Here is a 26,218-nt window from a genome sequence, read left to right on the forward strand (position 1 = left end):
GAATGGTGATTCCGTACACTGAGACCTGAATGAATCACATGGCCAAGGGGAGTCCAGACAGACTCCCCTGCTTTCGCGTTTTGTTAAACCGGCGCCTTCCAACTCAACATCTGCTGCTGCGCGACCTGCAGCAAATCATTGCCATCCTGCGTCAGCAGGTAAAGCGCATGGGTGATGTGTGGAATGTCTTGCACGTCGGCGTGTTTGAAGCACAGGCAATGCAGGGTTTCGAGCAAGTCGGCGGCGGCGCGGATGCGCTGGACGGCGGCTTCGAGGATGTCTTTCGGGTTGGCTTGGGTGTCGATGAGCAGTGTCGGGGTTTCGGTGACATTGCTGCTGAGGGGGAGATAGCGGTTTTGTAGCAGTTTGATTATTGGCATATTGATTACTCGATTGTTTCAAAAGTAACCGCCGACACCGTGACCAAACGATGGGAGGCGGACCGTGTACAGGCTTGGTCAACCGAGAACAATCAACTCAGCTCGCCCGAAGGCGTCCTGCACACGGCCGCCACAGCTATGCACTTCACGGTCAAAGAACTCCGCGGTGCAAATGATGGCACATATGCAATCGATTATTCCCGGGTGACCAAACCCGAACCACTGATTTTGCAGCGGCAACCGACAATAACCGCCCCGCTCCAGCCGCCGAAAGCAGACAAGGCACCAGCCTTTGTAGGAATTCGCCAAACCTTCCAAAGAAAACCGCCGCACTCCCTGACAGCCGGCGTTCAGCTCGGTTAACCATCCCTTAACGCCGTGGTCAAAAACTCTACTGAACCGCACGCCCTCAGCCATTCTGGCTGTCGCCCAGTGCGGCAGGTTCGGGTGAATCACGCCGAACTCTAGAACCGTCACTCGGGAGTCCTTTCATGAACATTCGTCCTTTATTACTCACTGCCGCCCTCGCCTGCACCGCGTTTGCCGGGCTGGCCCAGGCCAATGACACCTCTGCCACGTCCAAAGCCATGCCGTATGAGTACGGCATGCCGCTGCATGTGGCCAAAGTGGTGTCGTTGACCGAGCCGCCAACGCAACTGTGCAAGGTGGTCACGGCCGACATGAAGTACATCGACAATGCCGGTAAGCCTGAGGAAATCAGCTACCGGAAATTGTCTGACGCGTGCAACTTCCAGAACTGACAGAAACGTCTGATTTGCGGGTTTGCGGTAGGCGTGGGGTGTTTCGGCGGTTATGCTCGGAGCCCTCCTCACTGCCGCAAGGATTCGCCATGCAGTTGTCGTTTCGCACGTTGTCGGGCTTCACTTGTTCGTTGTGTTTTTTGCTGGCGTTGGCCTGGGGCGTTTTCCCGGAGAGCCTGCTGGCGATCTGGAGCATCGAGTATTCCGACGCTGCGGGGTTTGTCGCGCGGCGCAGCGCGGTGCTGTTTGCGGCGTTGGGGGTGATGTTTTATCTGGTGCGCAACGCACCGCCGTCGCTGGGGCGCAATGCGCTGAGCAACGGGTTTATCGTCGGTTGTTTTGGCTTGGCGGTGCTGGGTTTTGCGGAATGGCTCAACGGTCATGCCGGCCCCGGGATTTTGCTCGCGGTGCTGGTCGAGTTCGCGCTGGGCCTTGGTTTTGTGCAGGCCCGGCGCGTGACGGTCGAACTGGGTGAAACGGTGCGTTAAACGACTCTGGAGCGTGGGCTGTAGTGATGTTGCACAGTTTGCTGGTTCAGATCCGAGCGCAGCCCGGCGATCAGTTCGTTGATTTCACGACAGCCATTGAGGTGGCTGGCGTCGATGCCACTGACCAGCAGATCGACCTGATCGGTCTGGTGATCGCCGAAAACCTTGACGGTCATCGACAAGTCCGGCGACAGCGTGCACTGGCAGCGTTTCGGCAGAAAACTGCTTTCAATGATATTGCGTAGTTCCAAGGCAGACAGAAACATGGCGAAACCCTCTCCTTACTGTGAGATGCCAATCAAGTATTCACGCTGACCGTTGCTGCCCCTGCACGGGTGTGTCCCCGCTGTTTCCCTGGTGCGACAAGCGGTGGTACTGCGAAATGCCCATTGGAGTGTAGGCGCCCAAGGCCGGTGCGCCGCACTGAAAAGACGCATAAAGCGTGCCTTTCATCGGTTCATTTTCACCCTCATGAAATCAAGCACTTGGCGGCGGTGCCAGTATTTGGCTACTTGCAATTTGCAAGAATGGCCTTGGCGGGTACTGCAATTTGCAACTCGACGCTGGTTTGCAATCACGGCCCATGACGGTAAGAATGCCCGTCATCCACCCTACACCCGCACGGAGGCTTCCATGGGTTCTTTACGCGTCTACGCGACCACCGGTTTGTTCATCGCCAGCCTGTCCACCCTCGCCCACGCCGCCAAGCTTGAAGACGTCGCGCCGTTCCCGAAGGCTGAAGCCGGGTTCACTCGCCAGGTCATTCACTTGCCCAAGCAAGAGCAGGAAGAGAACTTCCAGGTGGAAATCCTCGCCGGCAAAACCCTTGAAGTGGACTGCAACCGCCAGCGTTTGGGCGGTGTTCTCGATGAGAAGAATCTTGAAGGCTGGGGTTATCCGTTCTATCGACTGGAAAAAGTCATCGGGCCGATGAGCACGATGATGGCCTGCCCGCCCGGCAGCCAGAAGAAACGCGCGTTCGTGCCGGTCGTCGGTGACGGTTTCATGCTGCGTTACAACAGCAAATTGCCGGTCGTGGTGTATGCGCCGTCGGACGTCGAAGTGCGATATCGCATCTGGTCGGCGTCGGACAAAGTCGGTACAGCCCTGCAGGAATAACCCGAACAAGGAGTGCGTCGTTTGATTACCTGCCATGTCCGATATGTCATTGATCCATACCAATTGCCCGAGTTCGAGGCCTACGCCAAGGCCTGGCTCGGCATCGTCGAGCGCTTGGGCGGCACGCATCACGGCTACTTCCTGCCGTCCGAAGGCGCGAGCAACATCGCTTATTGCCTGTTCAGTTTTCCGTCGCTGGCGGATTACGAAAGCTACCGGCACATCGCGATGACTGACCCGGAAAGCACCGCACTGGTGGCCAGCCTGGTCGAGAAGAAGTTTATCGTCAGCTACGAGCGCAGCTTCCTGCGCCCGTTACTGCCGTAAACCGCTTCACGCCGAGACGCTGCAGACTGCGGCGCGCTCGGCGACATGGCGCAGACTGTCGAAGTTGATATTGGCGCCCGAGTCGATTGCCACGAATGTCTGCTCGCTCACCCCGGTTCGCGCTACGTACTGCTTGATCCCGGCCACGGCCAAGGCGCCGGAAGGTTCGGTGATCGAGCGGGTATCGTCGTAGATGTTCTTGATCGCTGCGCAGAGGTCGTCATTGCTGACGGTGATCACTTCGTCGACGCAAAAGCGGCACACCTCAAACCCGAACGCGCCGATCTGCGCTACCGCCACGCCATCGGCGAACGTCCCCACCGTGGGCAGCACGACGCGTTGATCAGCTTCGAGCGCAGCCTTCAGGCACGCTGAATGTTCGGATTCGACGCCGATGATCCGCACTTCCGGGCGCAGGTATTTGACGTAGGCGGCGATGCCGGCGATCAGACCGCCACCACCTACCGGGATAAAAATCGCATCCAGCGAACCTTGATGTTGGCGGAGGATTTCCATCGCCACGGTGCCCTGCCCGGCGATTACCTCCGGGTCATCGAACGGTGACACGAAGGTGCGCCCGGTCTGTTCCGCCAGTTGCAGCGCATGGGCCAGCGCGAACGGGAAACTCTCGCCGTGCAGCAACGCTTCAGCGCCGCGACTGCGCACACCCAGCACTTTCAGTTCCGGCGTTGTCGCTGGCATGACGATGGTCGCCGCAATCCCGAGTTCGCGCGCTGCCAACGCCACGCCTTGCGCGTGATTGCCGGCCGAGGCGGTGATCACTCCGCGCGCCTTCTGTTCTTCACTGAGTTGTACCAGTTTGTTGTAAGCGCCACGGATCTTGAAGGAGAACGTCGGTTGCAGGTCTTCACGCTTGAGCAGAATCCGGTTGCCCAACGCCTCCGACAGCGCCGGCGCCGCTTGCAAAGGCGTGCGCACCGCAAGGTCGTACACCGGCGCGGCGAGGATCTTTTTCACATAGTGTTCAAGCAGGGTTTGCTGGTCGGGGCTGTGCGGCATGGTCGTCTCCTGACATTTTTTCAAAACCCCGGAGACAGAAAGTAAAAACCCGCCTCTAGGGCGGGTTGGGTGCTGCAGTCGTGAGCTAGCCCGCCAAATGAGGAATGGCGGTAATAATCATTGGCTGGCAGCGCGATACAGTCGAAGTCATGGGCTGGAAATTAGCCTGTGCGCTATTGGCGAGTCAATGGCCAATTTTGCGCGGCGGCGTTAGTCTGGCGACTCTCTCATCACACCACGGAAGGAATGCATGATGTCGATCGCCCTGCCCCTCACGGCTTTGCTCGCTTTTAGCGGTTACACCGTTTCGGTGATGCTCCAGGCTGAACAGTCGTTGATCGATTTTGGCATCAGCCTGATGTCGCGGCCCGATACGGCGCAGGTGGTGATTGATCTGTATCTGCTGGCCACGCTGGCGGGTATCTGGATGGTCAAGGATGCGCGGTCGCGTGGGCAGTCGGTTTGGTCGGTGCTGCCGTATTTGTTGTTGACGGCGGTTTTTGTCTCGGTTGGGCCGTTGTTGTATCTGGTGGTGCGTGGGGTTCGCGAACGACGCAAGGCGGTGGAAAAGTGCAGCCAGATACTATGAACACCTGAAACCCCTGTAGGAGTGAGCCTGCTCGCGATAGCGGAGTGTCGTGGGATTCAGCCCTTTTTCACGGCGACGAACGCGGCGGTTTCGTAAGGCACTGTCACCACGTCCCTGCCGCGTAACTCAGGCTCGGCGGCAATCAACGCGCGAATCTGCTCATCAACCTGCGCCCGCTGCGCCTCCGGCAGCGCGGCAATGAAACTGGTCGAGCGCACGCGGTTGAAGATCACATCTTCCGGTGAGCCGGTATGGCCATGGTGAAACCGTTCAACCTGCAGCGGCGCGAATGCCGGGTGCGGAAACGCTGTGCGCCACGCGCCGGTGTAATAGCGCGGCGTGTCCCCTTCCAGCGCATTGACGATGGCGTCCAGTTTCGGCACCCAACTGACCTGGGTGTCGCGCAGGTTCCAGATCAACCCCAACTTGCCACCGGGTTTAAGCACCCGGGCGATTTCGCTCAGTGCCTCGGTGCTGGCGAACCAGTGAAACGCTTGCGCGCAAATCACCACATCCACGGAAGCGTCGGGCAACGGCAAGTCAGTCGCCGTGCCGCTCACGGCCAGGACTTCAGGCCAGGCGTCCGAGAGCTTTTCCAGCATTTGCGCCACTGGCTCAACCGCGATCACTTGCGCACCGGTCGCTACCAGACGCCCGGTGAATTTTCCGGTGCCGGCGCCCAGATCGATCACGGTCTTGTGCCCATCCAGACCCAGCGTCGCGGCCAACCACTGACTAACCTGCGGCGGATAGTCCGGCCGCCCTTTGACGTAGCTGTCGGCAGCGGTTTTGTAGCCGGCAGCGGCTGAGTGATGGACGTGGTCGGTCATGGCAACGCTCCTTACGGCAAAACATCGGATCGACGGCAGACGCTCCCGAGCATAGCGCTTGAATTTACGCTGAACTTGAACAGTCACTGATAAAGCAATGAATAAAAATTCACGCTGTGGTGTTCAAAGTGAAACATAACCCCCTGTGGAGCCTTGCCCATGACTATCCGTTCCGTTATGTTCGCCGCCCCGTTGTTACTGGCCGCCGCGATGTCCAGCCAATTGGCCTTCGCCAACGGTGATGAAGAAGCTCCGGTACAGAAACCCGAATGCCCGAAAGGCCAGGTCTGGGACAGCAAAACGCAGAAGTGCGTGATGCAAGTCAGCAAAGCACTTTCAGATGCCGACCGTACCGATTATGCCTATCGCCTCGCCAAGGTCGGTCGCTACGAAGAAGCCCTGGCGCTGCTCGATACGCTCAAGCAACCGAAAACCGCCAAGGCCCTCAACTATCGCGGTTATGCCACGCGCAAACTGGGGCGCACTGATGAGGGCATCGGTTATTACCTGCAATCGGTGAAGCTTGATCCGCAGTATGCGCAAGTGCGCGAATACCTCGGCGAGGCCTATGTGATCAAGGGTCGCGTCGATCTGGCGCAGGAACAGTTGCAGCAGATCCAATCGATTTGCGGTACGTCCTGCGAGGAATACCAGGATCTGGCCGAAGCCATCAACGATTCATCGAAAACCTGAGCACTTATAAGGGCCGCCATCATCGTCAACGATCAGGCATTCAGAGCAGAACTCGGACAGCATCTGGCGCGATTGTGGCGCTACGGTTTGCTGCTGTCGCGCAATCGGCATTTGGCCGAGGATCTGGTGCAGGCCACGTGTGTGCGAGCGCTGGAGCGCGCCGGTCAATACGCCGCCGGCACGCGCATGGATCGCTGGTTATTGAGCATTCTGCATTCGATCTGGCTCAATGAAGTGCGCGCTCGACGCGTGCGTCAGGGTGCGGGTCAGGTCGATGCCGATGGGCAGCTGGCGTTCGATGGGGAGTATGCGGCGCAGACTCACGTGATGGCCGCGCAGGTGATTCGTCGCGTTGATGCCTTGCCGGAAACCCAGCGTGAAACCGTGTATCTGGCCTATGTCGAAGGCTTGTCTTACCGCGAAGTCGCCGAGATCCTGCAAGTGCCGATCGGCACGGTCATGAGTCGTCTGGCCACCGCACGGCTGAAACTCGCCGAATACCCGCCGTTGCAGGCTGTGCCGAAATCCACCGAAGGAGACCGTTGATGAACACACCTTCGGATGAGCAACTGGTCGCCTACCTCGACGGAGAACTTGAACGCGAATATCGCGATCAGCTCGACGATGCGATTGCCGAAGATTCGCTGCTGAGTCTGCGCGTGCAATGGCTCAGCCGCAGCAACCTGCCGTACAAGAACGCCTATGACGAACTGGCGCAACAGGCGCCGCTGGATCGCCTGCAAGCGCGGCTGGATGCGATTCCTTCACCGCAGCGTCCGGGCTTCAACCGACGCTGGTTTATCGGTGGCGCAGCCGCAGCGCTAGTGGCCGGTGGTGTGCTGGCTGACCGCTTGTTCCTCGGTTGGCATGCCGCGCAATCGAACAACTGGCGCGCACTGGTGGGCGATTACATGGCGCTGTACGTGCCGCAGACGCTTGATCATCTGGCCACGGACGACGCCTCCCAACGCGCGCAACTGCGCACGATTGACGCACGCCTTGGCCTGAGCCTTTCGCCAGCCACTTTGAAGCTACCGGGTGCCGAATTCAAACGGGCACAAATGCTTGAGTACGACGGCGTGCCGATTGCACAGATTGTTTATCTGGATGCGAAACACGGGCCACTGGCGCTGTGTGTGACCCGCTCGAACAGCGGAAGTCAGCCGCTGGCCCATGAGCGTCGGCATGAGATGAATGTGGTGTATTGGACTGAACGTGAGCATGCGTGGATGTTGATTGGCCGTAATTCGTCGGCGGAGCTGGAGCAGCATGCGGAACTGCTGCGCGCGCAACTGCTGAAAGTGTAAGAAAGCTGTAGGCCTGCGCCGTCTCTAAATCGCGGACAACCAGCGCTAAGATGGCGACTGATTCGGCGCCTTCGCGAGCAGGCTCGCTCCCACAGGTATATGTGTAGAGGCATGAAGCTCAGGCGGTAGTGGGCAGCCACAACCGGAAGCGCGCACCACCCAACGGCGAAGACTCAACCGTCAACGTCCCACCCTGCGCTTCCAGTGCCCGACGGCTGATCGCCAGGCCAAGCCCAAACCCACCTGTAGCCCGATCACGACTGCGATCCAGTCGATAGAACGGCTCGAAAATCCGCTCACGTTCGTCATCGGGAATGCCGATGCCGTCATCATCGACCCAGATCTCACAACCTGCGGCATTGACCTGCACGCCAATCTGAATGCGTTTCTCGCAATAGCGCATGGCGTTGCGCAGCAGGTTCTGGATCGCGCGCGCGGTCAGGCGCGGATCGAGCGAGAAGCGTTCGAGCTGGCCGTGCAGCAAGACATCGATGACGATTTCCGGTGATTCCAGCTCTTCATCGACACTGCCCAGAATGCTGTCGATGAACTCGTCCAGCGACACCTCGACCTGTTCCGGCAACTGCGCCGGGTTCTGCAAACGGCTGTAAGACAGCAACTCCAGCACCAGCTCATCCAGCTCGCGAATGTGCGCGACCAGCCCCAGCAAACGCTCGCGGCTGGCGGTCGGCAAGTCATCGGACAGCGCCAGCGCCAGGCCAAAGTCCAGACGCGTCAACGGCGTGCGCAGTTCATGGGACACGGCGTTAAGCAGATCACGTTGTTGGTTGAGCAGGTTTTCGATGTCGCCGGCCATGGTGTCGAAGACATTGGCGAGGCTGCCGATGTTAGAGCTTGGGGCGATTTCCGTACGCTCGCTCAAATGACCTTTGCCGAAGCGTTCGGCGGTGCCTTTGAGGCGTTCCAGATCACGCCAGTGCGGGCGCAACCACATCAGCAGACAGGCGAGCAGGCTCGCGCCGATCAGCACGTTGATGCTCCAGTACAACAGATTGACGTCCAGCGGATCCGGCGGCACAACCATTTGCACGGCGGTGGTGTCGTCCAGCGGCGTTACCGCCAGCGTGCGCCAGCCCCAATCGCCGATACGCACAACGTTTTCACCGCGACGCAGGCGCTCCTGCTCGATAGCGGTGAAATCGGCATCGTCGATGCGCGCCAGGACGATGTGCAGCGGCTGGAAATCCTTGTCCATCGACGCCGCCAGCGCCGGCCACTGCTCATGCGGCACCGCATGAAACTGGCGGGTGATCAACGATTGCAGGCCTCGCGAATAATCGAGGTTGTAGGTGACGAAGCGCTCGCGAAATGCCATGACCACCAGATCTGGCACCAGGTAAATCGCCGCGCTATACGAGATGATCGTAACCAGATAAAGGCGAAACAGGATGCGAAACATCAGCTCAGCATTCCCACTCGGAACGGCTGAACAGATAGCCCTTGCCCCACACGGTCTTGATCTTGCGCGCCTCGCCGGCGTGGTCGTCGAACTTGCGGCGCAGCTTGGAAATCGCCACGTCCACCGAGCGGTCGGTGCCGTTGAATTCGATACCGCGCAGGCGCTGCAGAATCTGGTCGCGGCTCAACACTTCGCCGGCGTGTCGGGCCAGCACCACCAGCAGGTTGTATTCGCCGCTGGACAGTTCGACCGGTTGATCACGCCAGGTCACGGTGCGTTCAGACAGATCGATACACAGATTGCCCATGAGGATGCGGTCATTGGCGGTCAGCGGTTCGCCGAGGCTGCTGCGGCGCAACAGCGTGCGTACCCGCGCCAGCAACACCCGTGGCTCGCACGGTTTGGTGACGTAATCGTCGGCGCCCATTTCCAGGCCCAGCACTTGATCGTGGCTGTCATCGCGGGCGGTGAGCATCAGGATTGGCAGTGTCGCCGAATCGGCGCGCAATAAACGGCAGACTTGCAGGCCATCAAGGCCCGGCAGCATCAGGTCGAGGATCACCAGATCGGGCGGATTGACCCGCGCTCGTTCACGCACGTGGTCGCCACGGCCGATCACGCTGACGGAATAACCGTTGCGCTCCAGGTAGCTGGAGATCAGTTCGGCGAGGGCGGTGTCGTCTTCGACCAGGAGGATGTTGGGCATGGGGTGATCCAGAAAGTGCTGTGGCGACTGATAAGGCTCATTCGCGAGCAGGCTCGCTCCCACACTTGGAATGCGATTCCTTGTGGGAGCGAGCCTGCTCGCGAAAGCTATTTATCTGTCGCAATAAATTTCAAGACCTGAAGGATATACGCCCTCGCCCGTCCCTGAGCAAAACCCTTACACAATTTCACACAGCGCCTACAAAGCTTCACCGCTAATCTCGGCGTCTGCCCGTAGGATGCGGGCATCAATATTGGGGGTTGTACATGTCGAACAAACTGCTGGCCGGGCTCGGCCTGATCGCGATGGCGCTGACACTGAGCGCCTGTGATTCATCCTCGAAGGCAGAGGATCAGGCGCCACCGGCCACGGTGCGTATCGAGACGATCGAAGCGCATCCCCTGACGATCAGCAGCGAACTCAGCGGCCGCATCGCCGCGCCACGCATCGCCGAAGTACGGGCACGGGTGGCCGGTGTGGTGTTGCAGCGCACCTTCCGCGAAGGCAGCGACGTGAAAAAGGGCGACGTGCTGTTCCGCATCGACCCGGCGCCGTTCAAGGCTGACCTCGACAGCGCCGAAGCCGCGCTGCGCAAGGCCGAAGCCAATGCGTTCCAGGCGAAACTGCAAGAGCAGCGTTACGCCCAGTTGATCGACGACCAAGCCATCAGCGGCCAGGACTACGACAACGCCCGTGCGAACGCCCGGCAGACCGCCGCTGACGTTGCGGCCAACAAGGCTGCCGTCGAACGGGCGAAACTGAACCTCGGTTACGCCACCGTCACCGCGCCGATTTCCGGCCGTATCGGTCGTGCACTGGTGACCGAAGGCGCACTGGTCGGCCAGAACGAAACCACGCCACTAGCACTGATCCAGCAGCTCAATCCGATTCACGCCGACCTCACCCAGTCGACCCGTGAACTCAACGAACTGCGCCGCGCGTTTCGCTCCGGGCAGTTGCAGGAAGTCGGCCAGAATCAGGTCAAAGCCACGCTGATTCAGGATGACGGCAGCCTGTATCCGTTGCCGGGCAAGCTGCTGTTCAGCGACATCACCGTCGACCCGGGCACCGGCCAGATCATCCTGCGCAGCGAATTCCCCAATCCGGACCTCGATTTGTTGCCGGGCAGTTTCATCCGCGTGCGTCTGGAGCAGGCAACCATCCAGAACGGCATCACCGTGCCGCAACGGGCCGTGCAGCGTGACAGCGCCGGTATTGCCCAGGTGCTGACCGTTGATGAGCAAATGCGCGTCGCCGAGCAACCGGTGCAACTCGGCGCGGTGCAGAACAATCGCTGGATCGTTACCGGCGGCCTCAAGCCCGGCGACCGTATCGTCATCGAAGGCCTGCAACACGCCCGTCCCGGCGAAAAAGTGCAGATCGACGACACCCCTCTTCCACTTGCCCAGACCTCTGGTCAGTAAGCAGGACGCTTTTCTATGCCGCAGTTCTTTATCGACCGTCCGGTGTTTGCCTGGGTCGTCGCGCTGTTCATCCTGTTGGCCGGTGCGCTGGCCATCCCGCAGTTGCCGGTGGCGCAATACCCCGATGTCGCCCCGCCGCAGATCGAAATCTACGCCGTGTATCCCGGCGCTTCGGCGCAGACCGTCGATGAAAGCGTGGTCAGCCTGATCGAGGAAGAGCTCAACGGCGCCGATCACCTGCTGTACTTCGAGTCGCAGAGCAGCCTCGGCAGCGCGACGATCAAAGCCACGTTCCAGCCGGGCACCAACCCGGAACTGGCGCAGGTTGACGTGCAAAACCGCCTTAAGGTGGTCGAGTCGCGCCTGCCGCAAGCAGTGAACCAGCAAGGTTTGCAGGTCGAAAAAGTCTCGTCCGGTTTCCTCTTGCTGATCACCCTGACGTCCAGTGACGGCAAGCTCGATGACGTGGCGCTCAGCGATTATCTGGCGCGTAACGTGATGAACGAGATAAAGCGTCTGGATGGCGTCGGCAAGGCACAGTTGTATGGCGCCGAGCGGGCCATGCGCATCTGGATCGATCCGCAGAAGCTGATCGCGTTCAACCTGACTCCGGCTGACGTCAATGAAGCCATCGTCGCGCAGAACGCGCAGGTCTCCGCCGGCAGCATCGGCGATCTGCCGAATCCGTCCAGTCAGGAAATCACCGCGACCATTCTGGTGAAGGGTCAGTTGTCGACGCCGCAAGAGTTCGCCGACATCGTGCTCAAGGCCAATCGCGACGGTTCAACTGTGCGCATCGGCGATGTCGCACGCGTGGAAATCGGCAGTCAGGAATACCAGTTCGGCACGCGTCTCAACGGCAAGCCGTCGACCGCTGTCGGCGTGCAACTGTCGCCGGGGGCCAACGCGCTGAACACCGCGACGCTGGTGCGGGCGAAGATGGATGAGCTGGCGCGCTACTTCCCGGCGGGCGTGGAATACAAGATCCCGTACGACACTTCGCCGTTCGTCAAAGTCTCGATCACCAAAGTGGTTTACACCTTGGGCGAAGCGATGCTGCTGGTGTTCGCGGTGATGTTCCTGTTTCTGCAGAACGTGCGTTACACGCTGATCCCGACACTGGTGGTGCCGGTGGCGTTGATGGGTACGTTCGCGACCATGCTCGCGCTGGGTTTCTCGATCAACGTGCTGACCATGTTCGGCATGGTGCTGGCCATCGGTATTCTGGTGGACGACGCCATCGTGGTGGTGGAGAACGTCGAACGGATCATGGCCACCGAAGGCCTGTCGCCCAAGGAAGCCACGCGCAAAGCCATGACGCAGATTACCGGTGCGATCATCGGCATCACGCTGGTGCTGGTGGCGGTGTTCATTCCGATGGCGTTCATGCAAGGTTCGGTCGGGGTGATTTACCAGCAGTTCTCGCTGTCGATGGCCACGTCCATTCTGTTTTCGGCGTTCCTCGCCCTGACCCTGACACCAGCACTTTGCGCGACGCTGCTCAAGCCGATTGCCAAAGGTGAGCATCATGAAAAGTCCGGGTTCTTCGGCTGGTTCAACCGCCGCTTCGAGCGCCTGACCGATCGTTATCAGGGCTGGGTCGGCTATGCGCTGAAACGCAGTGGCCGTTATCTGCTGATTTACGTCGTGTTGCTGGTCGGGCTGGGCCTGTGCTTCGCGCGCCTGCCCTCCTCGTTCCTCCCGGTGGAAGATCAGGGTTACACCATCACTGACATTCAGCTGCCGCCCGGCGCCACCAAGAATCGTACGGTGGCTGTGGCGGAACAGTTCGAAGCGCATAACGCCGGCGAGCCGGGGATCAGCGACAGTGTGGTGATTCTCGGTTTCAGCTTCTCCGGCAGCGGCCAGAACGCAGCGCTGGCGTTTTCTACGCTAAAGGACTGGTCGCAGCGCGGCAGTGATGACTCCGCCAGCTCGATTGCCGATCGCGCCAACATTGCGCTGAGCGAGATCAAGGACGCCATGGCATTCTCGGTACTGCCACCGCCCGTGGATGGCCTCGGCACGTCGAGCGGTTTCGAGTTCCGCTTGCAGGATCGCGGCGGCCTCGGCCATGCGATTTTGATGCAGGCGCGTACTGAGTTGCTGGCTGCCGCCGAAAAAAGCCCGGTGCTGATGAATGTGCGCGAAAGCGCGCTGGCCGAAGCGCCGCAAGTGCAATTGGTGGTCGACCGCAAGCAGGCGAATGCCTTGGGCGTCTCGTTTGCAGACATCGGCAATGTGCTGTCCACCGCCGTCGGTTCCAGCTACATCAACGATTTCCCCAATCAGGGGCGCATGCAGCGTGTTGTCGTGCAAGCCGAAGGCGATCAACGCAGCCAGGTCGCCGATCTGCTGAAAATGCATGTGCGTAACAACGCGGGGCATATGGTGCCGCTGTCGGCGTTCGTGCAGGCCAACTGGATTCAGGGCCCGGCGCAATTGACCCGTTACAACGGCTATCCGGCGATTGCGATTTCCGGCGAACCGTCACCGGGGCACAGTACCGGTGAGGCCATGGCGGAAATCGAACGTCTGGTGGCGCAGGGGCCGAAAGGTCTGGGCCAGGAATGGACAGGGCTGTCGTTGCAGGAACGCTTGTCCGGCAACCAGGCGCCGATCCTGCTTGGGCTGTCGTTGCTGGTGGTGTTCCTGTGTCTGGCGGCGCTGTACGAGAGCTGGTCGATTCCGACCTCGGTGTTGCTGGTAGTGCCGCTGGGTGTGCTCGGCGCGGTGTTGGCCGTGACGTTGCGCGGCATGCCCAACGACGTGTTCTTCAAGGTCGGGCTGATCACCATCATCGGTCTGTCGGCGAAGAATGCGATCCTGATCATCGAGTTCGCCAAGAGCCTGTATGACGAAGGTCACGACCTGATCGACGCGACGTTGCAGGCCGCGCGTTTGCGCCTGCGGCCGATCGTGATGACTTCTTTGGCGTTCATTCTCGGTGTGGTGCCGTTGGCCATCGCCACCGGTGCCAGTTCGGCGAGTCAACAGGCAATCGGCACCGGAGTGATCGGCGGGATGATCACTGCGACGCTGGCGGTGATCTTTGTGCCTGTCTTTTTCGTCGTCGTCATCAAACTCGTCCAACGATTCACCAAACCCCACTGACCCAAACTGTAGGAGCTGCCGAAGGCTGCGATCTTTTGATCTTCTAAAAGCAAAGTCAAAAGATCGCAGCCTTCGGCAGCTCCTACAAAAGCCAGGTGGCGTGCGCTATGGTGCAGAGACAATTCACCAACGTGAGTCCCCATGCGCTTCCTCGCCCGCACCCACCCTCGCCTGTCCGCCGCTGCCCTGTTCGGCCTCGCTACTGGCCTGTTAGCGCCCGCTGATTCCATCGTCAGCAAAATCCTCATCGGCTGGAACGCCGGTGTCTGGACCTACCTGATCCTGATGTTCTGGCTGACCGTGCGCGCCAAGGCCCCGGACGTCAAACGCATCGCTGAAGTCGAAGACGAAAATGCCGGGCTGGTGCTGTTTGTGGTGTGCATTGCCGCGCTGGCCAGTTTGGCAACCATCACCTTCGAACTGGCGGGCAGCAAAGATCTGGAAAGCACGCGTAAGCTCATGCATTACGGGTTCACCGCGCTGACGGTGATCGGTTCGTGGCTGCTGATCGGGGTGATTTTCTGCGTGCACTATGCGAGGTTGTATTACACATGGGACGGCAAGGAACCGGCGTTGCGCTTTGCCGAAGGGCTGACCACGCCCAACTACTGGGACTTCTTGTACTTCTCGTTCACCATCGGTGTGGCAGTGCAGACTGCCGATGTCGGGGTGGCAACGCGAGATATCCGTAAAATCGTGCTGGCGCAGTCGTTGATCGGGTTTGTTTTCAACACAGCGATACTCGGATTTTCAATCAATATCGCCGCAGGACTGTTTGGCTGAACAAGCTCCGAACAAAAAAATGCCCTGACACTGTCAGGGCATTTTCAATTCACTGGTAACCGATCAGAAGAAGTAGCTGACTCGCAGGCTACCGCTCCAGTCCTGGCTCACGGTTGTCCCTTTGCTGCCACCGACCTGGCCGGAAACCTGCCATGTACGCTGAGCCGGTGTCCACTTGAGACCTGCGCCATACTCCACAGAGCTGCTGGCACGATCATCATCGAAGCTGTCGTCGTTGACTTTGACCTCGTTGGATTTGACGAACTCGTGATTGAACGCGGTCGACAGGCTTGGTTCCAGCAGACTGCCATTATCCAGCGTGATGACGCGCCCGCCGCGAACACCCACTTTGCCCTGAACAGACCGCATGGTATCGGCTTTGACTTGCAGGCCGTTGTCGAGCCTGTATTCATCGCTTTGCGCAACGCCCGTCGATACCTGCACCTGCGGCTCGACAAAATAATCATCCTTGAGACGCATATGTTTACCGATTGCTGCAGAACCACTTAATCCCAGAGACTTGTAGTCACCCTTCGTGCGGGTGCCGTCGCTCATGGTCACTTTGGCTTTGTTATCGAACTGATTGACTTTGGCCATGAGATTGACGAACACACCGCTGTCGACATCGAAGGTGCTGCCGTAAATACCCGCGTTCACACTGTCGACAATGGCGCTGGAACCGTATTTCAGATCGATGTCTGTTCGACTCGTGCCGACGAATCCACCGAGTACCCATGCACGCCCGGCAATATCGACGACCGTGTCGGCACCACCAGTAATACCGGTCTGATTCTGGGTGTAACCGTCGCCATACGCGTTGTCGACGTTGTACTGGTTACCGTAAGTGCGAACCCAAACGCTTTTGCTCAGTTTCACCGAGCTGTCATCCATGGCGCGCATCGAGGCCTCAGGGCGGATACTGAGACTGCGGTCACCCAACTGATCGCTGAGCATGGTGGCCTCGGCATTCAGGACACTGCGAGCACTGCCCGCCAAGGCCAGCGCGGTGTTACTCGAAGTACTCACGGTTTCCTTGTCCGGATTCAGGTACAGACCCTGACCTTCTTTGGCCAACCGATACACGAACGTACCCGCGTCAACCGTCTCACGTCCTCCCAGCGAAAAACTCGCATCGCCCGCAGCGATATTGCCGACCTTCACAGCTTCGGCCGTGACAGGCGTCGTGCCGGTAGCAGCGATTTGCAGTTGATGTTGCCCAGTGGCGTTGCCGGTGACATTCAGGAAATCGGTTTGCCCGGTAACCAGGTCAGTGCCCATTTCGACGGTGCCGTTACCGGACAGATTCACCACGTTCAATTGCAGGTATTGATCATGGGTGCCCATCCGCACCACACCATTGCTCAATTCCAGTTGCTGCACGGTGCTGTCAGCCGACATCGTCCATTGCGCGCCGCTATTAATGGCGACGCGTGCAGAATCAAAAATCCCACCTTGCAGAACAGCCTGATTGCTTAACTGGATGACGGCCCCTGCCCCAGGCAAAGCGTGCACATCACCGGTAAGGGTGCTGCCATCTACGCTGACATTCGCGACGTTTTGCAGATTGCCGTTCAGCGAAGAACCGTTTGCCAGTTGCACCGAAGCAGGGTTGCCAGTGTCTGCAAGTACATCGCCTGTCATTGACCCTGCGTTGAGATTGACCTGCGCGACGTTTTGCAAGTTACCGTTCAGCGTCGCGCCATTCTTCAAGGTAACGGCTGCCGAACTACCGGACTCGACGACGACATTACCCACAAGGTCGCTACGATCCGCCGAAAAGTTGGCCGCGGCACCGTCATTGACCTCAAGGCTCGTGCCGTTGGCCCCAATCAATCGGCTGCCATTGAGCAAATCGATATTTGCTGTAATCCCGCTCCGGTCCTGGAAGCCAACAACAATCGCGGAACCGGACTTGCCTTCAACGGTAGTGCTGTCCAGTGTCACCGTGGAGGTTCTGGCCCCGTTGATTTCCCGGCCTATCTGCAGACCGTTCAGCCCACCGGTAATCCGACTGTCCACTGCCTTGAGATCGGCATTGGAGATTCGGGCCCCGTAACTCGTTGCACTGGTGCCAGTGATCGATGAACTGGAAAGATTGATCTCGCTGAAGCCTGTCGCGAGAGCGCCGCCGTTTAGCGCGGAAACGGAGCTTGCATTCGTCAGAAAGACTTTCGAACCTATCTGCCCCGATACATTTCTGATCAGGTTCAGCCCGATATCGTCGCTGGTCACTTGAGTGTTCGAAAGGTTGGCAACGCTATCGCTTATCGAGATGGCACGGCCACCTCCAAGAAGGCTTATAGCTGCATTTGTGATATTGAACGTGGAGTTACGCTGGCCCTCGAGCCGCTCAATGTTTGCACCCGTAGCGTTGAACGTTGCCGTGTCGGCGACTACCGCCAGTGTATCTGCACCATTGGAAATGAGTGTGGAGCCTGGCTGTAACGTCCAGCTTTCAGAAGGCAAGGAGTTGTCAATTGTGTGAGTGCTACCACCTGGAACCACGGCACCGTAGACCGGAGCGCCGAAGAGCATCATTGAGGACAGTGCAGGCAAAGCACATCCTTTGACGAATCCATAGGAAAGATATGAGGTATTGGGCATAAATACGGCTCTTACATTGAGTTAAGGGCATTCTCGAGCTGCGGAAGACTACAGGGCCACTTACTCCCTTTATGTAGGATAAGTCTCTATTTGATGATGAAAATTGCTTCGTCACTGCAGGAACAACCACAACCTGACTCGCTAAACAAATAGAAAGCCAGGTTGGGTTATCAGGTCATCGGTTATGCCGGTTCATCACAGAACTTGCTGCTGGTGTTACGTACGTTGACTCTGTATTGACGTTTCGGTGAGTCATAAGTCGTTCCTGCAATCACCGTTGAGTACCATACCTGTATGTAGTTGTAGTCGGCAGGAGTGCCTGGCGGAGTAATCGGCCCTTGCAGGGTTTTCAGATACGTGAGAGTCACATCAAAAACGGTATCTGCCGTTGCGACCGCAGCCGGTTTGGTTTCCGTATGTGGCACACCAATCGGCGTGCTCAGACCTACATCTTCATAGCCGTGAACATGAACAGTTATATCCTGACCCGCAGGCAATGCTGCTTGCCCTTTCTCTACCGCCACTCGCCAGAGATGCGCACCTGCTACTACATCAAGCGCAGGGCAACTGACAACGGGATCTGTCGCATTAAACTCCCGAGCTATGTGCGGACGGAGATTAATCTCCGTTGCTTCAAACCTGACCGTAGTCGGAGTCTTCTGTTCTACGGTAGCGTCAACATCCGGATATTTGATATCACAGTAAGCCGGCCTTGTGCCGATACCATGAAATGCGACTCGGGCAAAAGGCACAGTAATGGAGGTAGAGAGATCTCCAACATCAATAAACTCATCCCCCATAAACTCATTATTGTAATAAAAACTCACGACTGCCTGGCGCTCCAGTGGCTCGCCCAGGTCCAACTCCCATAATTTGAAGGTAAATGTGACAAGCCCATTGAAATCCGCAGGCGTAATATGGTTCAGCTGAACAGTGACACCCGTCACTTCGACCGGTGGCAAGTTTCCATTGACAAGATCCGGAGCTGGAATTAACCCGATCGGCGGATAATCACCATTCAGGTATACCGTAGTCACCTGATTTGAATCTTCCGTGGGGGCACTTCCATCCTTATAGGTATACGTCAGCTTCGCAGGCAGTTCGCCCTTGGTCACACCGTAAACGGCATCGAACACATCATAGGTCAAGTCGAATTCCAGACCACCCGTAGCACCTAACTTCTTGCTGCCCAGGCTTTCGCCTTCCAACTTGACTTCGATGTCCGCGTTCGCCACTGCGTTGGTGGGCCGTCGCAAGATTACCCGGATATTCCGCACCACCGGATTGAAGTGCTTAAGTGTCAACGTAGTACTTAAATCAGTACCCGCGTCCGGCACTTCAAGAGGAAAGAACACCAAAGGCGGTGGCAAACTTACAGACAGCAAACGCCTCGCGGCCGAAAAAACACTAGGATATCCTGCCAGGTCAACAATGTTATTGGCATCCCAAAGTGCTGTAGTGCCAAACGCTCTTAGTTTGTCGGCCGGAATAATCAGTTCATCATTGGCATCCAGCTTACCCGAAATGATTGGGGTGTCTGAGGTAGTAATGGATCTCGGCCCCATATATATATTTTTAACATCATCCGCATGCTTGAAAGCATACGTATCGAGAAACTTGCAACGCAAACCACCCGGATTTGCATTGAACCACGCCGAATCCAGTACGTTACTGGCGGGAGCATTCGTAAAACTCACAGCGGGCACTGTACCCCTGCTATTAGGGGTTTTGGTCGCGTACGGCCCTCGAGTCCGTACTTGAATATCGGTCGGCGCACTCGAATGGTCATCGTTACCATCCGCGTCAAAAATCTTGAATTGAAACTTATAAGGAGTGGGATCCTCCGGAGTGGTGCGTTCAGCAATATTTGCGATAAGCACTCTGAACGTTAAAGGTTGATTGATACCGTCCAGTGATTTGGTTTCACCTGCAACCACCGAACCATCGGGCAGGATCACTTCTATTTGCGCTGTGCCACCGCCGCCTGCGTTCGTCAGACCATCAAGGTCAACTTCGATGTAACCTCTGTCGGCATCTTCCTTTTTAATTCGCGTATTCACCGTAAGATTCTTAACAACTGGCGGTAGAGAGAGAACACCACCTCCGAATTCCACACGTTCAGCATCACCCGTAACTTTTTCTTCGATAGTCATTTCATACACTCCATTATGAGACAAGAAACCGCTACTACTTATCACCCCGTCGTCCTGGGACGACTTTGACGCGCCCGGAATGAGCAGATCAATCTTGACCAAGGCTGGCGATGACTCTCCGACCAGCCGTCCGTTATTAAAAAAACGATATACAACCAAAGCCGAGCCCAGCCCCCCCAGCGGCTGTATATACCGGGCGAACGGGATCGGTGTTTCGAATCCAGTTTTAATATCATTGTCATTAAGAGTTTTTTCAAAGCGACCAAATGCAGCTGCCACTTCGGCACCACTAGCATTCAGACTATTATATACCCGCCATTCTAATTCACCCGCATCAACAGGACGGCTCACTGTCTGAGCGGGAACGAAAACAACACCACCATTATTTATTTGAGTTTTGGAAAGGTTCCAATACCCATTTAGCGTGGCATCTAGAAACTCCGCCTCGGCAAGTTTCTGAACCGGTACCTGGGTATGATCAATCGTCAGCTGTCTACGCGGTGCGCGATCCGGATTTCCATCAAAGTCAGTCAATTCATAGTAAATCTCGGCCACTCCATCCTTGCTCAGCAGTGCAGGGCTCAAGACAACTTCTATTTCTTCAATAGCAACGGGAACATAATAAGCGTCATGAATTTTCGTGGTAATACGATCCTGTTCAAAAAAAACAACTAAATGATCAGGCCTGGCTGGATCGATGGAATACTCTTTCCATCTTGGTATTCGAGCAATGGTGCCGTTGGTCAGTTTTTCAAGAGGGATATAGCCTGCTGGGTCAGCAGGATCCACACCATCGACTTCAATAATCACCGCCAGCACATTTTTATCCGCAGAGACGGTTGATTTTGCAGGCAATAAATTTGATTTGATGCTGCTCATGGCAAGTGCCCGCGTTGTTTTATGAACAGGCTTCAAAGATTTGAATTGTTACCCTTTGAGAAAATTAGACGCCTAATACAACTCCTTGCCTACTGTCAGATCTGACAGGTTAGGCGACCGCTGGTCGGAAAAGTCAGTATTTTTCCGCGGTACCTAGCGCCTTACTACTTGACACGACTAAACAAATCACTATCGTCTGAAACCGGTTTCACACAATAAGAAGACGATGCCTTGAACACTTTTTCCATTGCCCAGCGCGCCCGTATCACCATGCTGGACGTCGCCAATCATGCCGGGGTCTCCAAGGCCAGTGTCTCGCGCTTTATCGGCGATGATCGCGCCCTGCTCTCCGACGCCATTGCCCTGCGCATCGAACAGGCCATCAGCGAACTTGGCTACCGCCCCAACCAAATGGCTCGCGGCCTGAAGCGCGGGCGCACACGCCTGATCGGCATGCTGGTGGCCGATATCCGTAACCCTTATTCGATTGCCGTGATGCACGGGGTGGAAACCGCCTGCCGTGCGCACGGCTACAGCCTGGTGGTGTGCAACACCGACCGCGATGACGAGCAGGAACGCCAGCACCTGGCGCTGCTGCGTTCGTACAACATCGAAGGGCTGATCGTGAACACCCTGGGCCATCACCGTGACGAATTGCACGAGTTGCGCCGCGAGATGCCGATGGTGCTGGTGGATCGCAAGGTCGACGGGCTAGACAGCGACATGGTCGGGCTCAACAACCCACTGGCTGTAGAGATGGCGCTCACGCATCTGGAGCAGCGTGGTTATCGGGATCTGGTACTGGTGACTGAACCCTATGACGGCACCAGTTCAAGGATCGAGCGGGTCAGCAGTTTTCAGGCGCAGATCGCGCAGTGCTCGGGATTGACCGGTGCGGTGCTGGAAACCGGCGATGATCTGAGCGCGCAACTTCAAACCTTTTTAAACACACCCGCTGCCGGGCCGAAGGCGTTGCTTTGCGCCAATGGTGTGGCAGCGCTGACGGCGACAACTGCGTTGCGCCAGATTGGCTGCCGGCTGTTTGAGGATGTCGGGCTGATTGCCCTGGATGATCTGGATTGGTATCCGTTGGTGGGCAGCGGGATTACAGCGCTGGCTCAGCCGACGCAGGAGATTGGTGCGCGGGCGTTTGAGTGTTTGCTCAAGCGCTTGCGTGGGGATGGCGAGGCGGCGCGGGTGGTGGATTTTGCGCCGATGCTGGTTGAGCGTGGGTCGACCATTGGGATTTCAGGTGTTTGAGCTGACGCCTTCGCGAGCAGGCTCGCTCCCGCAGGTTGATCGCATTCCATTGTGGGAGCGAGCCTGCTCGCGAAGGCGTCCGAAAGGACAACACAGAAACACCTGATATTTTTTTGAACAAAAATGAAACCGGTTTCAGAGGTCGATAACAATGAATAAACCCGACGTTTCCATCAGCCTGTCCAGCTACGGCGCCGAGCTTGTGCGTCAGCGCGGGCAGGATTCTTTTATCGATGTGCTGGCTGCGGCCGGGGCCAATCGCATCGAGTGGCGCGAAGAGTTGCTGACCCGCGAAGAACCGGCGCAACTGGCGCACGCCACCCAGGCGCTGGGCCTGCAAAGCATCTATTCGTCGCCGACCGAGCTGTGGCTCGCCGGTCAGGCACAACCCAATCCAGAACTGATCACCGCCCTGCAACAGGCCGAAGCCTTTGGGTCGAAATGGCTGAAAGTGTCGCTGGGCTATTTCACCGACACCAATGACCTGCAAGCCCTGGCCGAACGTTTGAAACACAGTCCGGTGCAGTTGCTGGTGGAAAACGACCAGACCTTGCACGGCGGCCGCATCGAGCCGTTTCAGCGCTTCTTCGCCGCTGTTGAACAGCACAATCTGCCGATCAAAATGACTTTCGACATCGGCAACTGGCAGTGGCAGGACCAGTCCGCCACCAGCGCTGCGCGCCTGCTTGGCCGCCATGTCGGTTATGTGCACTGCAAAGCCGTGGCCCGTCGCGCCGACGGCAAACTGGTGGCGGTGCCGCCGGCCGTCAGTGATCTGCATCTGTGGGAACAACTGTTGCGGCACATGGCCCAAGGCGTTATGCGCGCGGCCGAGTATCCGTTGCAGGGCGATGATCTGGTGCAACTGACCACCGAGCACGTCGCCGCCCTCGCCCGCCTCGGCCAATCCCGTCTGGAGCCTGCTCATGTCTGAGATCGATATTCTTTCGTTCGGCGAAACCATGGCGATGCTGGTCGCTGAGCAGACCGGTGATCTGGCGGCGGTCGAGCACTTCCACAAGCGCATTGCCGGGGCCGATAGCAACGTGGCGATCGGGCTATCGCGCCTGGGTTTCAACGTCGCCTGGCTGAGTCGGGTTGGCAATGATTCGCTTGGGCGCTTTGTGGTCGAGACCTTGATCAAGGAAGGTCTGGATTGCAGCCACGTCGATGTCGATAAACAGCACCCGACCGGTTTCCAGTTCAAATCGCGCAACGACGATGGCAGCGACCCGCAGGTCGAGTATTTCCGGCGCGGTTCGGCGGCCAGTCATCTGTCGCCGCAGTCGATCAACGCCAGCCTGCTAAGCGCCCGCCATTTGCACGCCACTGGGATTCCTCCGGCGTTGTCGGCCTCGGCGCGGGAGATGTCTTTCGAACTGATGACGCGTATGCGCAATGCCGGGCGCAGCGTGTCGTTCGACCCCAATCTGCGCCCGAGCCTGTGGGCCAGCGAGGGCGAAATGATCACCGAAATCAACCGCCTCGCCGCCCTTGCCCATTGGGTGCTGCCGGGGCTGAGTGAAGGTCGTTTGCTGACTGGTTTTGACGATCCGGCAGACATTGCCGCGTTTTATCTCGATCAGGGCGCTGAGGCGGTGGCGATCAAACTCGGGCCGGAGGGTGCTTATTACCGAACGCATCTGGCGTCGGGATTTGTTGCTGGTGTGCCGGTGGCCAATGTCGTCGATACGGTCGGTGCCGGTGACGGCTTTGCAGTGGGGATGATCAGTGCCCTGCTCGAACATCAGAGTATTGCCGAGGCGGTGCAGCGGGCGAACTGGATTGGCAGTCGCGCGGTGCAGAGTCGCGGGGATATGGAAGGGTTGCCGACCCGCCTGGAGTTATCGGTTGAATTTGAGGCCGCCTTCGCGAGCAGGCTCGCTCCCACATTTGGAATGCATTCCCCTGTGGGAGCGAGCCTGCTCGCGAAGAGGCCCGCCTAGTCACTGCAAATAATTGAACCTGCTGCGACAAAAACAACAAGCTCAGGAGCAAGACCCATGAAAACCGCAACCCTTGCCACCCGCCGCTGGTGGTACATCATGCCCATCGTGTTCATCACCTACAGCCTGGCGTATCTCGATCGCGCCAACTACGGCTTCGCCGCCGCGTCGGGCATGGCCGAAGACCTGATGATCACCCCGGGCCTGTCTTCGCTGCTCGGCGCGCTGTTCTTTCTCGGTTACTTTTTCTTCCAGGTGCCGGGTGCGATCTACGCGCAAAAGCACAGCGTGAAGAAACTGATTTTCGTCAGCCTGATTCTCTGGGGCGGTCTCGCGACGTTGACCGGCGTGGTTTCCAACGCCTATTGGCTGATCGTCATCCGCTTCATGCTCGGCGTGGTTGAAGCGGCGGTAATGCCGGCGATGCTGGTCTATCTGTGCCACTGGTTCACCCGTGCCGAACGCTCGCGGGCCAACACGTTTCTGATCCTCGGCAACCCGGTGACCATGCTGTGGATGTCGGTGGTTTCGGGGTATCTGGTGCAGCATTTCAGCTGGCGCTGGATGTTCATCATCGAAGGCCTGCCGGCGGTGCTCTGGGCATTTATCTGGTGGCGCCTGGCCGATGATCGTCCGTCCGAGGCCAAGTGGCTCAACGACCAGGAAAAGCAGGACCTGGAAAGTGCACTGGCCGCCGAACAGGTCGGTATCAAAGCGGTGAAGAACTACGCCGAGGCCTTCCGTTCGCCGAAGGTGATCATTCTGGCGCTGCAGTTCTTCTGCTGGAGCATCGGCGTTTACGGTTTCGTGCTGTGGCTACCGTCGATCCTCAAGGCCGGCGCGCAAATGGACATGATAGAGGCCGGTTGGCTGTCGGCGCTGCCATATCTGGCGGCGGTGATCGGCATGCTGTTGGTGTCGTGGGGTTCGGACAAGTTGCAGAAACGCAAACGCTTTGTCTGGCCGCCGCTGCTGATCGCATCCATTGCGTTCTACGGTTCTTACGCGTTGGGCGCGGAACATTTCTGGTGGTCGTACACGCTGCTGGTGATTGCCGGCGCCTGCATGTACGCGCCTTACGGACCGTTCTTTGCCATCGTTCCGGAGATTCTTCCGGCCAACGTTGCCGGCGGTGCGATGGCGCTGATCAACAGCATGGGCGCGCTCGGTTCGTTCGGCGGTTCGTATCTGGTCGGTTATCTGAACAGCTCCACCGGCTCGCCCGGCGCTTCCTACCTGCTGATGAGCGGCGCGTTGCTGCTGTCGGTGGTGCTGACGATTTTTCTCAAGCCCGGCGCCAGTGATCGCGTCGTTGCCAAAGTCGTCGCCACGCCTGCCGTGCCGGCGCATTCCTGAAGAGACTTTTGCCATGAAAAAACAGGTCGTGTTGTACAAGAAACTTTCGCCCGCGCTGATGGCGCGTCTGCAGGAACAGTGCGAAGTCACGCTGATCAACAGCCTCGACGCCGACGGTCTGATGCAACTGCGCGACGCCCTGCCCCGTGCCCACGGCTTGCTCGGCGCCAGCCTGAAACTCGATGCGGCGTTGCTTGATCTGGCACCGCAACTCGAAGCTATCGCTAGCGTTTCGGTAGGTGTCGACAACTACGACATCGCTTACCTGAGCCAACGCAAGATCCTGCTCAGCAACACCCCGGACGTACTCACCGAAACCACCGCCGACACTGGTTTCGCCTTGATCCTCGCCGCTGCCCGGCGCGTGGTTGAACTGGCGAACATGGTGCGCAGCGGCCAATGGAATCGCAACATCGGCCCGGCGCATTTCGGCACTGATGTGCATGGCAAGACGCTGGGAATTATTGGCATGGGTCGCATCGGCGAAGCATTGGCGCAGCGTGGGCATTTTGGTTTTGGCATGCCGGTGATCTATCACAGTCAGTCGCGTAAACCGGCAGTCGAAGCGCGATTCGATGCGCAATATCGTAGCCTTGAAGATCTGCTCCAGCAGGCTGATTTCATTTGCCTGACCTTGCCATTGACGGCGCAGACCGAAGGTTTGATCGGCGCTGAGCAGTTTGCGCTAATGCGCCCGGAAAGCATCTTCATCAATATCTCGCGGGGCAAAGTGGTGGATGAGGCGGCGATGATCGAGGCGCTGCGTCATCAGCGGATTCGTGCGGCGGGGCTAGATGTGTTTGAGCGCGAGCCGTTGCAGCATGATTCGCCGTTGTTGCAGCTTAGTAATGTGGTGGCGACGCCGCACATGGGTTCGGCGACGCATGAGACGCGCGAGGCGATGGCGCGGTGTGCGGTGGAGAATCTGTTGGCTGCGTTGAAGGGAGAGAGGCCGGAGAATCTGGTGAATCCATCGGCTTGGCAGGGCTGAATTAATCGGTGGCTGTAATGCCGCCTTCGCGAGCAGGCTCGCTCCCACAGGGGAATGCATATCCAATG

The 26,218-nt window shown here is 58.1% G+C and carries 24 protein-coding genes and 1 pseudogene; 16 read left to right on the forward strand and 9 right to left on the reverse strand.

Annotated features, from left to right (window positions below):
* Window positions 1-83 precede the first annotated feature (83 nt).
* On the reverse strand, window positions 84-380 hold the full coding sequence (locus PspR84_RS16115; RefSeq protein WP_007912147.1) for a hypothetical protein: 297 nt from the start codon (window positions 378-380) through the stop codon (window positions 84-86).
* A gap of 78 nt (window positions 381-458) precedes the next feature.
* Window positions 459-857 (reverse strand): hypothetical protein, encoded by a 399-nt coding sequence (locus tag PspR84_RS16120; protein WP_160058101.1) that lies wholly within the window; start codon window positions 855-857, stop codon window positions 459-461.
* A 14-nt stretch (window positions 858-871) separates the two neighbouring features.
* On the opposite strand from PspR84_RS16120, the gene PspR84_RS16125 reads away from it, so the two are divergent.
* Together PspR84_RS16125 and PspR84_RS16130 are read left to right on the forward strand one after the other, a co-directional pair.
* Window positions 872-1,141, forward strand: a complete 270-nt coding sequence (locus tag PspR84_RS16125; protein WP_160058103.1) for a DUF2790 domain-containing protein — start codon at window positions 872-874, stop codon at window positions 1,139-1,141.
* Between the two features lie 89 nt (window positions 1,142-1,230).
* Window positions 1,231-1,629: a hypothetical protein gene (locus PspR84_RS16130; RefSeq protein ID WP_160058105.1), complete on the forward strand. Its 399-nt coding sequence runs from the start codon at window positions 1,231-1,233 to the stop codon at window positions 1,627-1,629.
* Here PspR84_RS16130 and PspR84_RS16135 read toward each other — a convergent pair.
* Window positions 1,626-1,895, reverse strand: coding sequence for a DUF1652 domain-containing protein (locus tag PspR84_RS16135; RefSeq protein ID WP_007912157.1), 270 nt, complete (start codon window positions 1,893-1,895; stop codon window positions 1,626-1,628). The two genes, PspR84_RS16130 and PspR84_RS16135, sit on opposite strands and share 4 nt — an antisense overlap.
* 367 nt (window positions 1,896-2,262) lie before the next feature.
* On the opposite strand from PspR84_RS16135, the gene eco reads away from it, so the two are divergent.
* Together eco and PspR84_RS16145 are read left to right on the forward strand one after the other, a co-directional pair.
* Window positions 2,263-2,748, forward strand: coding sequence for a serine protease inhibitor ecotin (gene eco, locus PspR84_RS16140; RefSeq protein WP_007912158.1), 486 nt, complete (start codon window positions 2,263-2,265; stop codon window positions 2,746-2,748).
* 21 nt (window positions 2,749-2,769) lie between these two features.
* A complete protein-coding gene (locus PspR84_RS16145; RefSeq protein WP_064362707.1) occupies window positions 2,770-3,075 on the forward strand; it encodes an NIPSNAP family protein in 306 nt (101 codons plus the stop codon).
* A 24-nt stretch (window positions 3,076-3,099) separates the two neighbouring features.
* On the opposite strand, the pseudogene ilvA reads toward PspR84_RS16145, so the two are convergent.
* Window positions 3,100-4,095: pseudogene (ilvA, locus tag PspR84_RS16150) on the reverse strand (threonine ammonia-lyase, biosynthetic); the annotation flags it as partial.
* A gap of 250 nt (window positions 4,096-4,345) precedes the next feature.
* Between ilvA and PspR84_RS16155 the strand changes: the two are divergent.
* Window positions 4,346-4,684 carry a DUF2834 domain-containing protein gene (locus tag PspR84_RS16155; RefSeq protein WP_160058109.1) on the forward strand — a complete coding sequence of 113 codons (339 nt, stop codon included), beginning with the start codon at window positions 4,346-4,348 and terminating at the stop codon, window positions 4,682-4,684.
* 56 nt (window positions 4,685-4,740) lie between these two features.
* On the opposite strand, the gene PspR84_RS16160 is transcribed toward PspR84_RS16155, so the two are convergent.
* On the reverse strand, window positions 4,741-5,514 hold the full coding sequence (locus PspR84_RS16160; RefSeq protein ID WP_160058111.1) for a class I SAM-dependent methyltransferase: 774 nt from the start codon (window positions 5,512-5,514) through the stop codon (window positions 4,741-4,743).
* A 159-nt stretch (window positions 5,515-5,673) separates the two neighbouring features.
* Between PspR84_RS16160 and PspR84_RS16165 the strand changes: the two genes are divergently transcribed.
* From PspR84_RS16165 to PspR84_RS16175, 3 genes are all read left to right on the forward strand, one after another.
* Window positions 5,674-6,207, forward strand: coding sequence for a tetratricopeptide repeat protein (locus tag PspR84_RS16165; RefSeq protein WP_160058113.1), 534 nt, complete (start codon window positions 5,674-5,676; stop codon window positions 6,205-6,207).
* 72 nt (window positions 6,208-6,279) lie between these two features.
* Window positions 6,280-6,753, forward strand: coding sequence for a sigma-70 family RNA polymerase sigma factor (locus PspR84_RS16170; RefSeq protein WP_238785118.1), 474 nt, complete (start codon window positions 6,280-6,282; stop codon window positions 6,751-6,753).
* A complete protein-coding gene (locus PspR84_RS16175) occupies window positions 6,753-7,514 on the forward strand; it encodes a transcriptional regulator (protein ID WP_160058115.1) in 762 nt (253 codons plus the stop codon). The genes PspR84_RS16170 and PspR84_RS16175 overlap by 1 nt, the downstream gene beginning before the upstream one ends.
* Before the next feature lie 118 nt (window positions 7,515-7,632).
* On the opposite strand, the gene PspR84_RS16180 is transcribed toward PspR84_RS16175, so the two are convergent.
* Together PspR84_RS16180 and PspR84_RS16185 are read right to left on the reverse strand one after the other, a co-directional pair.
* Entirely contained in the window at window positions 7,633-8,934 is a 1,302-nt protein-coding gene (locus PspR84_RS16180; RefSeq protein ID WP_160058117.1) for an ATP-binding protein, read from the reverse strand.
* Between the two features lie 4 nt (window positions 8,935-8,938).
* Complete coding sequence (locus PspR84_RS16185) at window positions 8,939-9,640, reverse strand: response regulator transcription factor (protein WP_007912171.1); 702 nt, start codon at window positions 9,638-9,640, stop codon at window positions 8,939-8,941.
* Between the two features lie 266 nt (window positions 9,641-9,906).
* Between PspR84_RS16185 and PspR84_RS16190 the strand changes: the two genes are divergently transcribed.
* The 3 genes from PspR84_RS16190 to PspR84_RS16200 all read left to right on the forward strand — a co-directional run bounded on the left by PspR84_RS16190 (window position 9,907) and on the right by PspR84_RS16200 (window position 14,961).
* Entirely contained in the window at window positions 9,907-11,064 is a 1,158-nt protein-coding gene (locus PspR84_RS16190) for an efflux RND transporter periplasmic adaptor subunit (protein WP_160058118.1), read from the forward strand.
* 15 nt (window positions 11,065-11,079) lie between these two features.
* A complete protein-coding gene (locus tag PspR84_RS16195; RefSeq protein ID WP_160058120.1) occupies window positions 11,080-14,178 on the forward strand; it encodes an efflux RND transporter permease subunit in 3,099 nt (1,032 codons plus the stop codon).
* Window positions 14,179-14,319: 141 nt separating this feature from the next.
* Window positions 14,320-14,961 (forward strand): DUF1345 domain-containing protein, encoded by a 642-nt coding sequence (locus PspR84_RS16200; RefSeq protein ID WP_160058122.1) that lies wholly within the window; start codon window positions 14,320-14,322, stop codon window positions 14,959-14,961.
* Between the two features lie 63 nt (window positions 14,962-15,024).
* Here the strand turns inward: PspR84_RS16200 and PspR84_RS16205 are convergent, their stop codons facing one another.
* Window positions 15,025-17,565 carry an autotransporter outer membrane beta-barrel domain-containing protein gene (locus tag PspR84_RS16205; RefSeq protein WP_238785120.1) on the reverse strand — a complete coding sequence of 847 codons (2,541 nt, stop codon included), beginning with the start codon at window positions 17,563-17,565 and terminating at the stop codon, window positions 15,025-15,027.
* Window positions 17,566-17,747: 182 nt separating this feature from the next.
* Window positions 17,748-20,597 carry an Ig-like domain repeat protein gene (locus tag PspR84_RS16210; protein WP_238785127.1) on the reverse strand — a complete coding sequence of 950 codons (2,850 nt, stop codon included), beginning with the start codon at window positions 20,595-20,597 and terminating at the stop codon, window positions 17,748-17,750.
* Between the two features lie 231 nt (window positions 20,598-20,828).
* Here PspR84_RS16210 and PspR84_RS16220 point away from each other — a divergent pair, with 231 nt between their 5' ends.
* The 5 genes from PspR84_RS16220 (at window position 20,829) to PspR84_RS16240 (ending at window position 26,150) form a co-directional block, all read left to right on the forward strand.
* A complete protein-coding gene (locus PspR84_RS16220; RefSeq protein ID WP_160058124.1) occupies window positions 20,829-21,857 on the forward strand; it encodes a LacI family DNA-binding transcriptional regulator in 1,029 nt (342 codons plus the stop codon).
* 151 nt (window positions 21,858-22,008) lie between these two features.
* Entirely contained in the window at window positions 22,009-22,791 is a 783-nt protein-coding gene (locus tag PspR84_RS16225) for a TIM barrel protein (RefSeq protein ID WP_160058126.1), read from the forward strand.
* Window positions 22,784-23,803: a sugar kinase gene (locus PspR84_RS16230; RefSeq protein ID WP_160058128.1), complete on the forward strand. Its 1,020-nt coding sequence runs from the start codon at window positions 22,784-22,786 to the stop codon at window positions 23,801-23,803. Before PspR84_RS16225 ends, PspR84_RS16230 begins: the two co-directional genes overlap by 8 nt.
* A 57-nt stretch (window positions 23,804-23,860) precedes the next feature.
* Window positions 23,861-25,159 (forward strand): MFS transporter, encoded by a 1,299-nt coding sequence (locus tag PspR84_RS16235; RefSeq protein ID WP_160058129.1) that lies wholly within the window; start codon window positions 23,861-23,863, stop codon window positions 25,157-25,159.
* A gap of 13 nt (window positions 25,160-25,172) precedes the next feature.
* Window positions 25,173-26,150 (forward strand): D-glycerate dehydrogenase, encoded by a 978-nt coding sequence (locus PspR84_RS16240; protein WP_160058131.1) that lies wholly within the window; start codon window positions 25,173-25,175, stop codon window positions 26,148-26,150.
* Window positions 26,151-26,218: the final 68 nt, after the last annotated feature.

Origin of the sequence: Pseudomonas sp. R84 (genome assembly GCF_009834515.1) — a bacterium.
Lineage (GTDB): Bacteria > Pseudomonadota > Gammaproteobacteria > Pseudomonadales > Pseudomonadaceae > Aquipseudomonas.

Coding starts and splice junctions, on each gene's coding strand:
- PspR84_RS16205 (WP_238785120.1), bottom strand. CDS start 17,565: ATGCCCAATACCTCATATCTTTCCTATGGATTCGTCAAAGGATGTGCT.
- PspR84_RS16240 (WP_160058131.1), top strand. CDS start 25,173: ATGAAAAAACAGGTCGTGTTGTACAAGAAACTTTCGCCCGCGCTGATG.
- PspR84_RS16160 (WP_160058111.1), bottom strand. CDS start 5,514: ATGACCGACCACGTCCATCACTCAGCCGCTGCCGGCTACAAAACCGCT.
- PspR84_RS16235 (WP_160058129.1), top strand. CDS start 23,861: ATGAAAACCGCAACCCTTGCCACCCGCCGCTGGTGGTACATCATGCCC.
- PspR84_RS16180 (WP_160058117.1), bottom strand. CDS start 8,934: ATGTTTCGCATCCTGTTTCGCCTTTATCTGGTTACGATCATCTCGTAT.
- PspR84_RS16210 (WP_238785127.1), bottom strand. CDS start 20,597: ATGAGCAGCATCAAATCAAATTTATTGCCTGCAAAATCAACCGTCTCT.
- PspR84_RS16185 (WP_007912171.1), bottom strand. CDS start 9,640: ATGCCCAACATCCTCCTGGTCGAAGACGACACCGCCCTCGCCGAACTG.
- PspR84_RS16230 (WP_160058128.1), top strand. CDS start 22,784: ATGTCTGAGATCGATATTCTTTCGTTCGGCGAAACCATGGCGATGCTG.
- PspR84_RS16130 (WP_160058105.1), top strand. CDS start 1,231: ATGCAGTTGTCGTTTCGCACGTTGTCGGGCTTCACTTGTTCGTTGTGT.
- PspR84_RS16155 (WP_160058109.1), top strand. CDS start 4,346: ATGATGTCGATCGCCCTGCCCCTCACGGCTTTGCTCGCTTTTAGCGGT.
- PspR84_RS16135 (WP_007912157.1), bottom strand. CDS start 1,895: ATGTTTCTGTCTGCCTTGGAACTACGCAATATCATTGAAAGCAGTTTT.
- PspR84_RS16165 (WP_160058113.1), top strand. CDS start 5,674: ATGACTATCCGTTCCGTTATGTTCGCCGCCCCGTTGTTACTGGCCGCC.
- PspR84_RS16225 (WP_160058126.1), top strand. CDS start 22,009: ATGAATAAACCCGACGTTTCCATCAGCCTGTCCAGCTACGGCGCCGAG.
- PspR84_RS16175 (WP_160058115.1), top strand. CDS start 6,753: ATGAACACACCTTCGGATGAGCAACTGGTCGCCTACCTCGACGGAGAA.
- PspR84_RS16125 (WP_160058103.1), top strand. CDS start 872: ATGAACATTCGTCCTTTATTACTCACTGCCGCCCTCGCCTGCACCGCG.
- PspR84_RS16195 (WP_160058120.1), top strand. CDS start 11,080: ATGCCGCAGTTCTTTATCGACCGTCCGGTGTTTGCCTGGGTCGTCGCG.
- PspR84_RS16115 (WP_007912147.1), bottom strand. CDS start 380: ATGCCAATAATCAAACTGCTACAAAACCGCTATCTCCCCCTCAGCAGC.
- eco (WP_007912158.1), top strand. CDS start 2,263: ATGGGTTCTTTACGCGTCTACGCGACCACCGGTTTGTTCATCGCCAGC.
- PspR84_RS16200 (WP_160058122.1), top strand. CDS start 14,320: ATGCGCTTCCTCGCCCGCACCCACCCTCGCCTGTCCGCCGCTGCCCTG.
- PspR84_RS16190 (WP_160058118.1), top strand. CDS start 9,907: ATGTCGAACAAACTGCTGGCCGGGCTCGGCCTGATCGCGATGGCGCTG.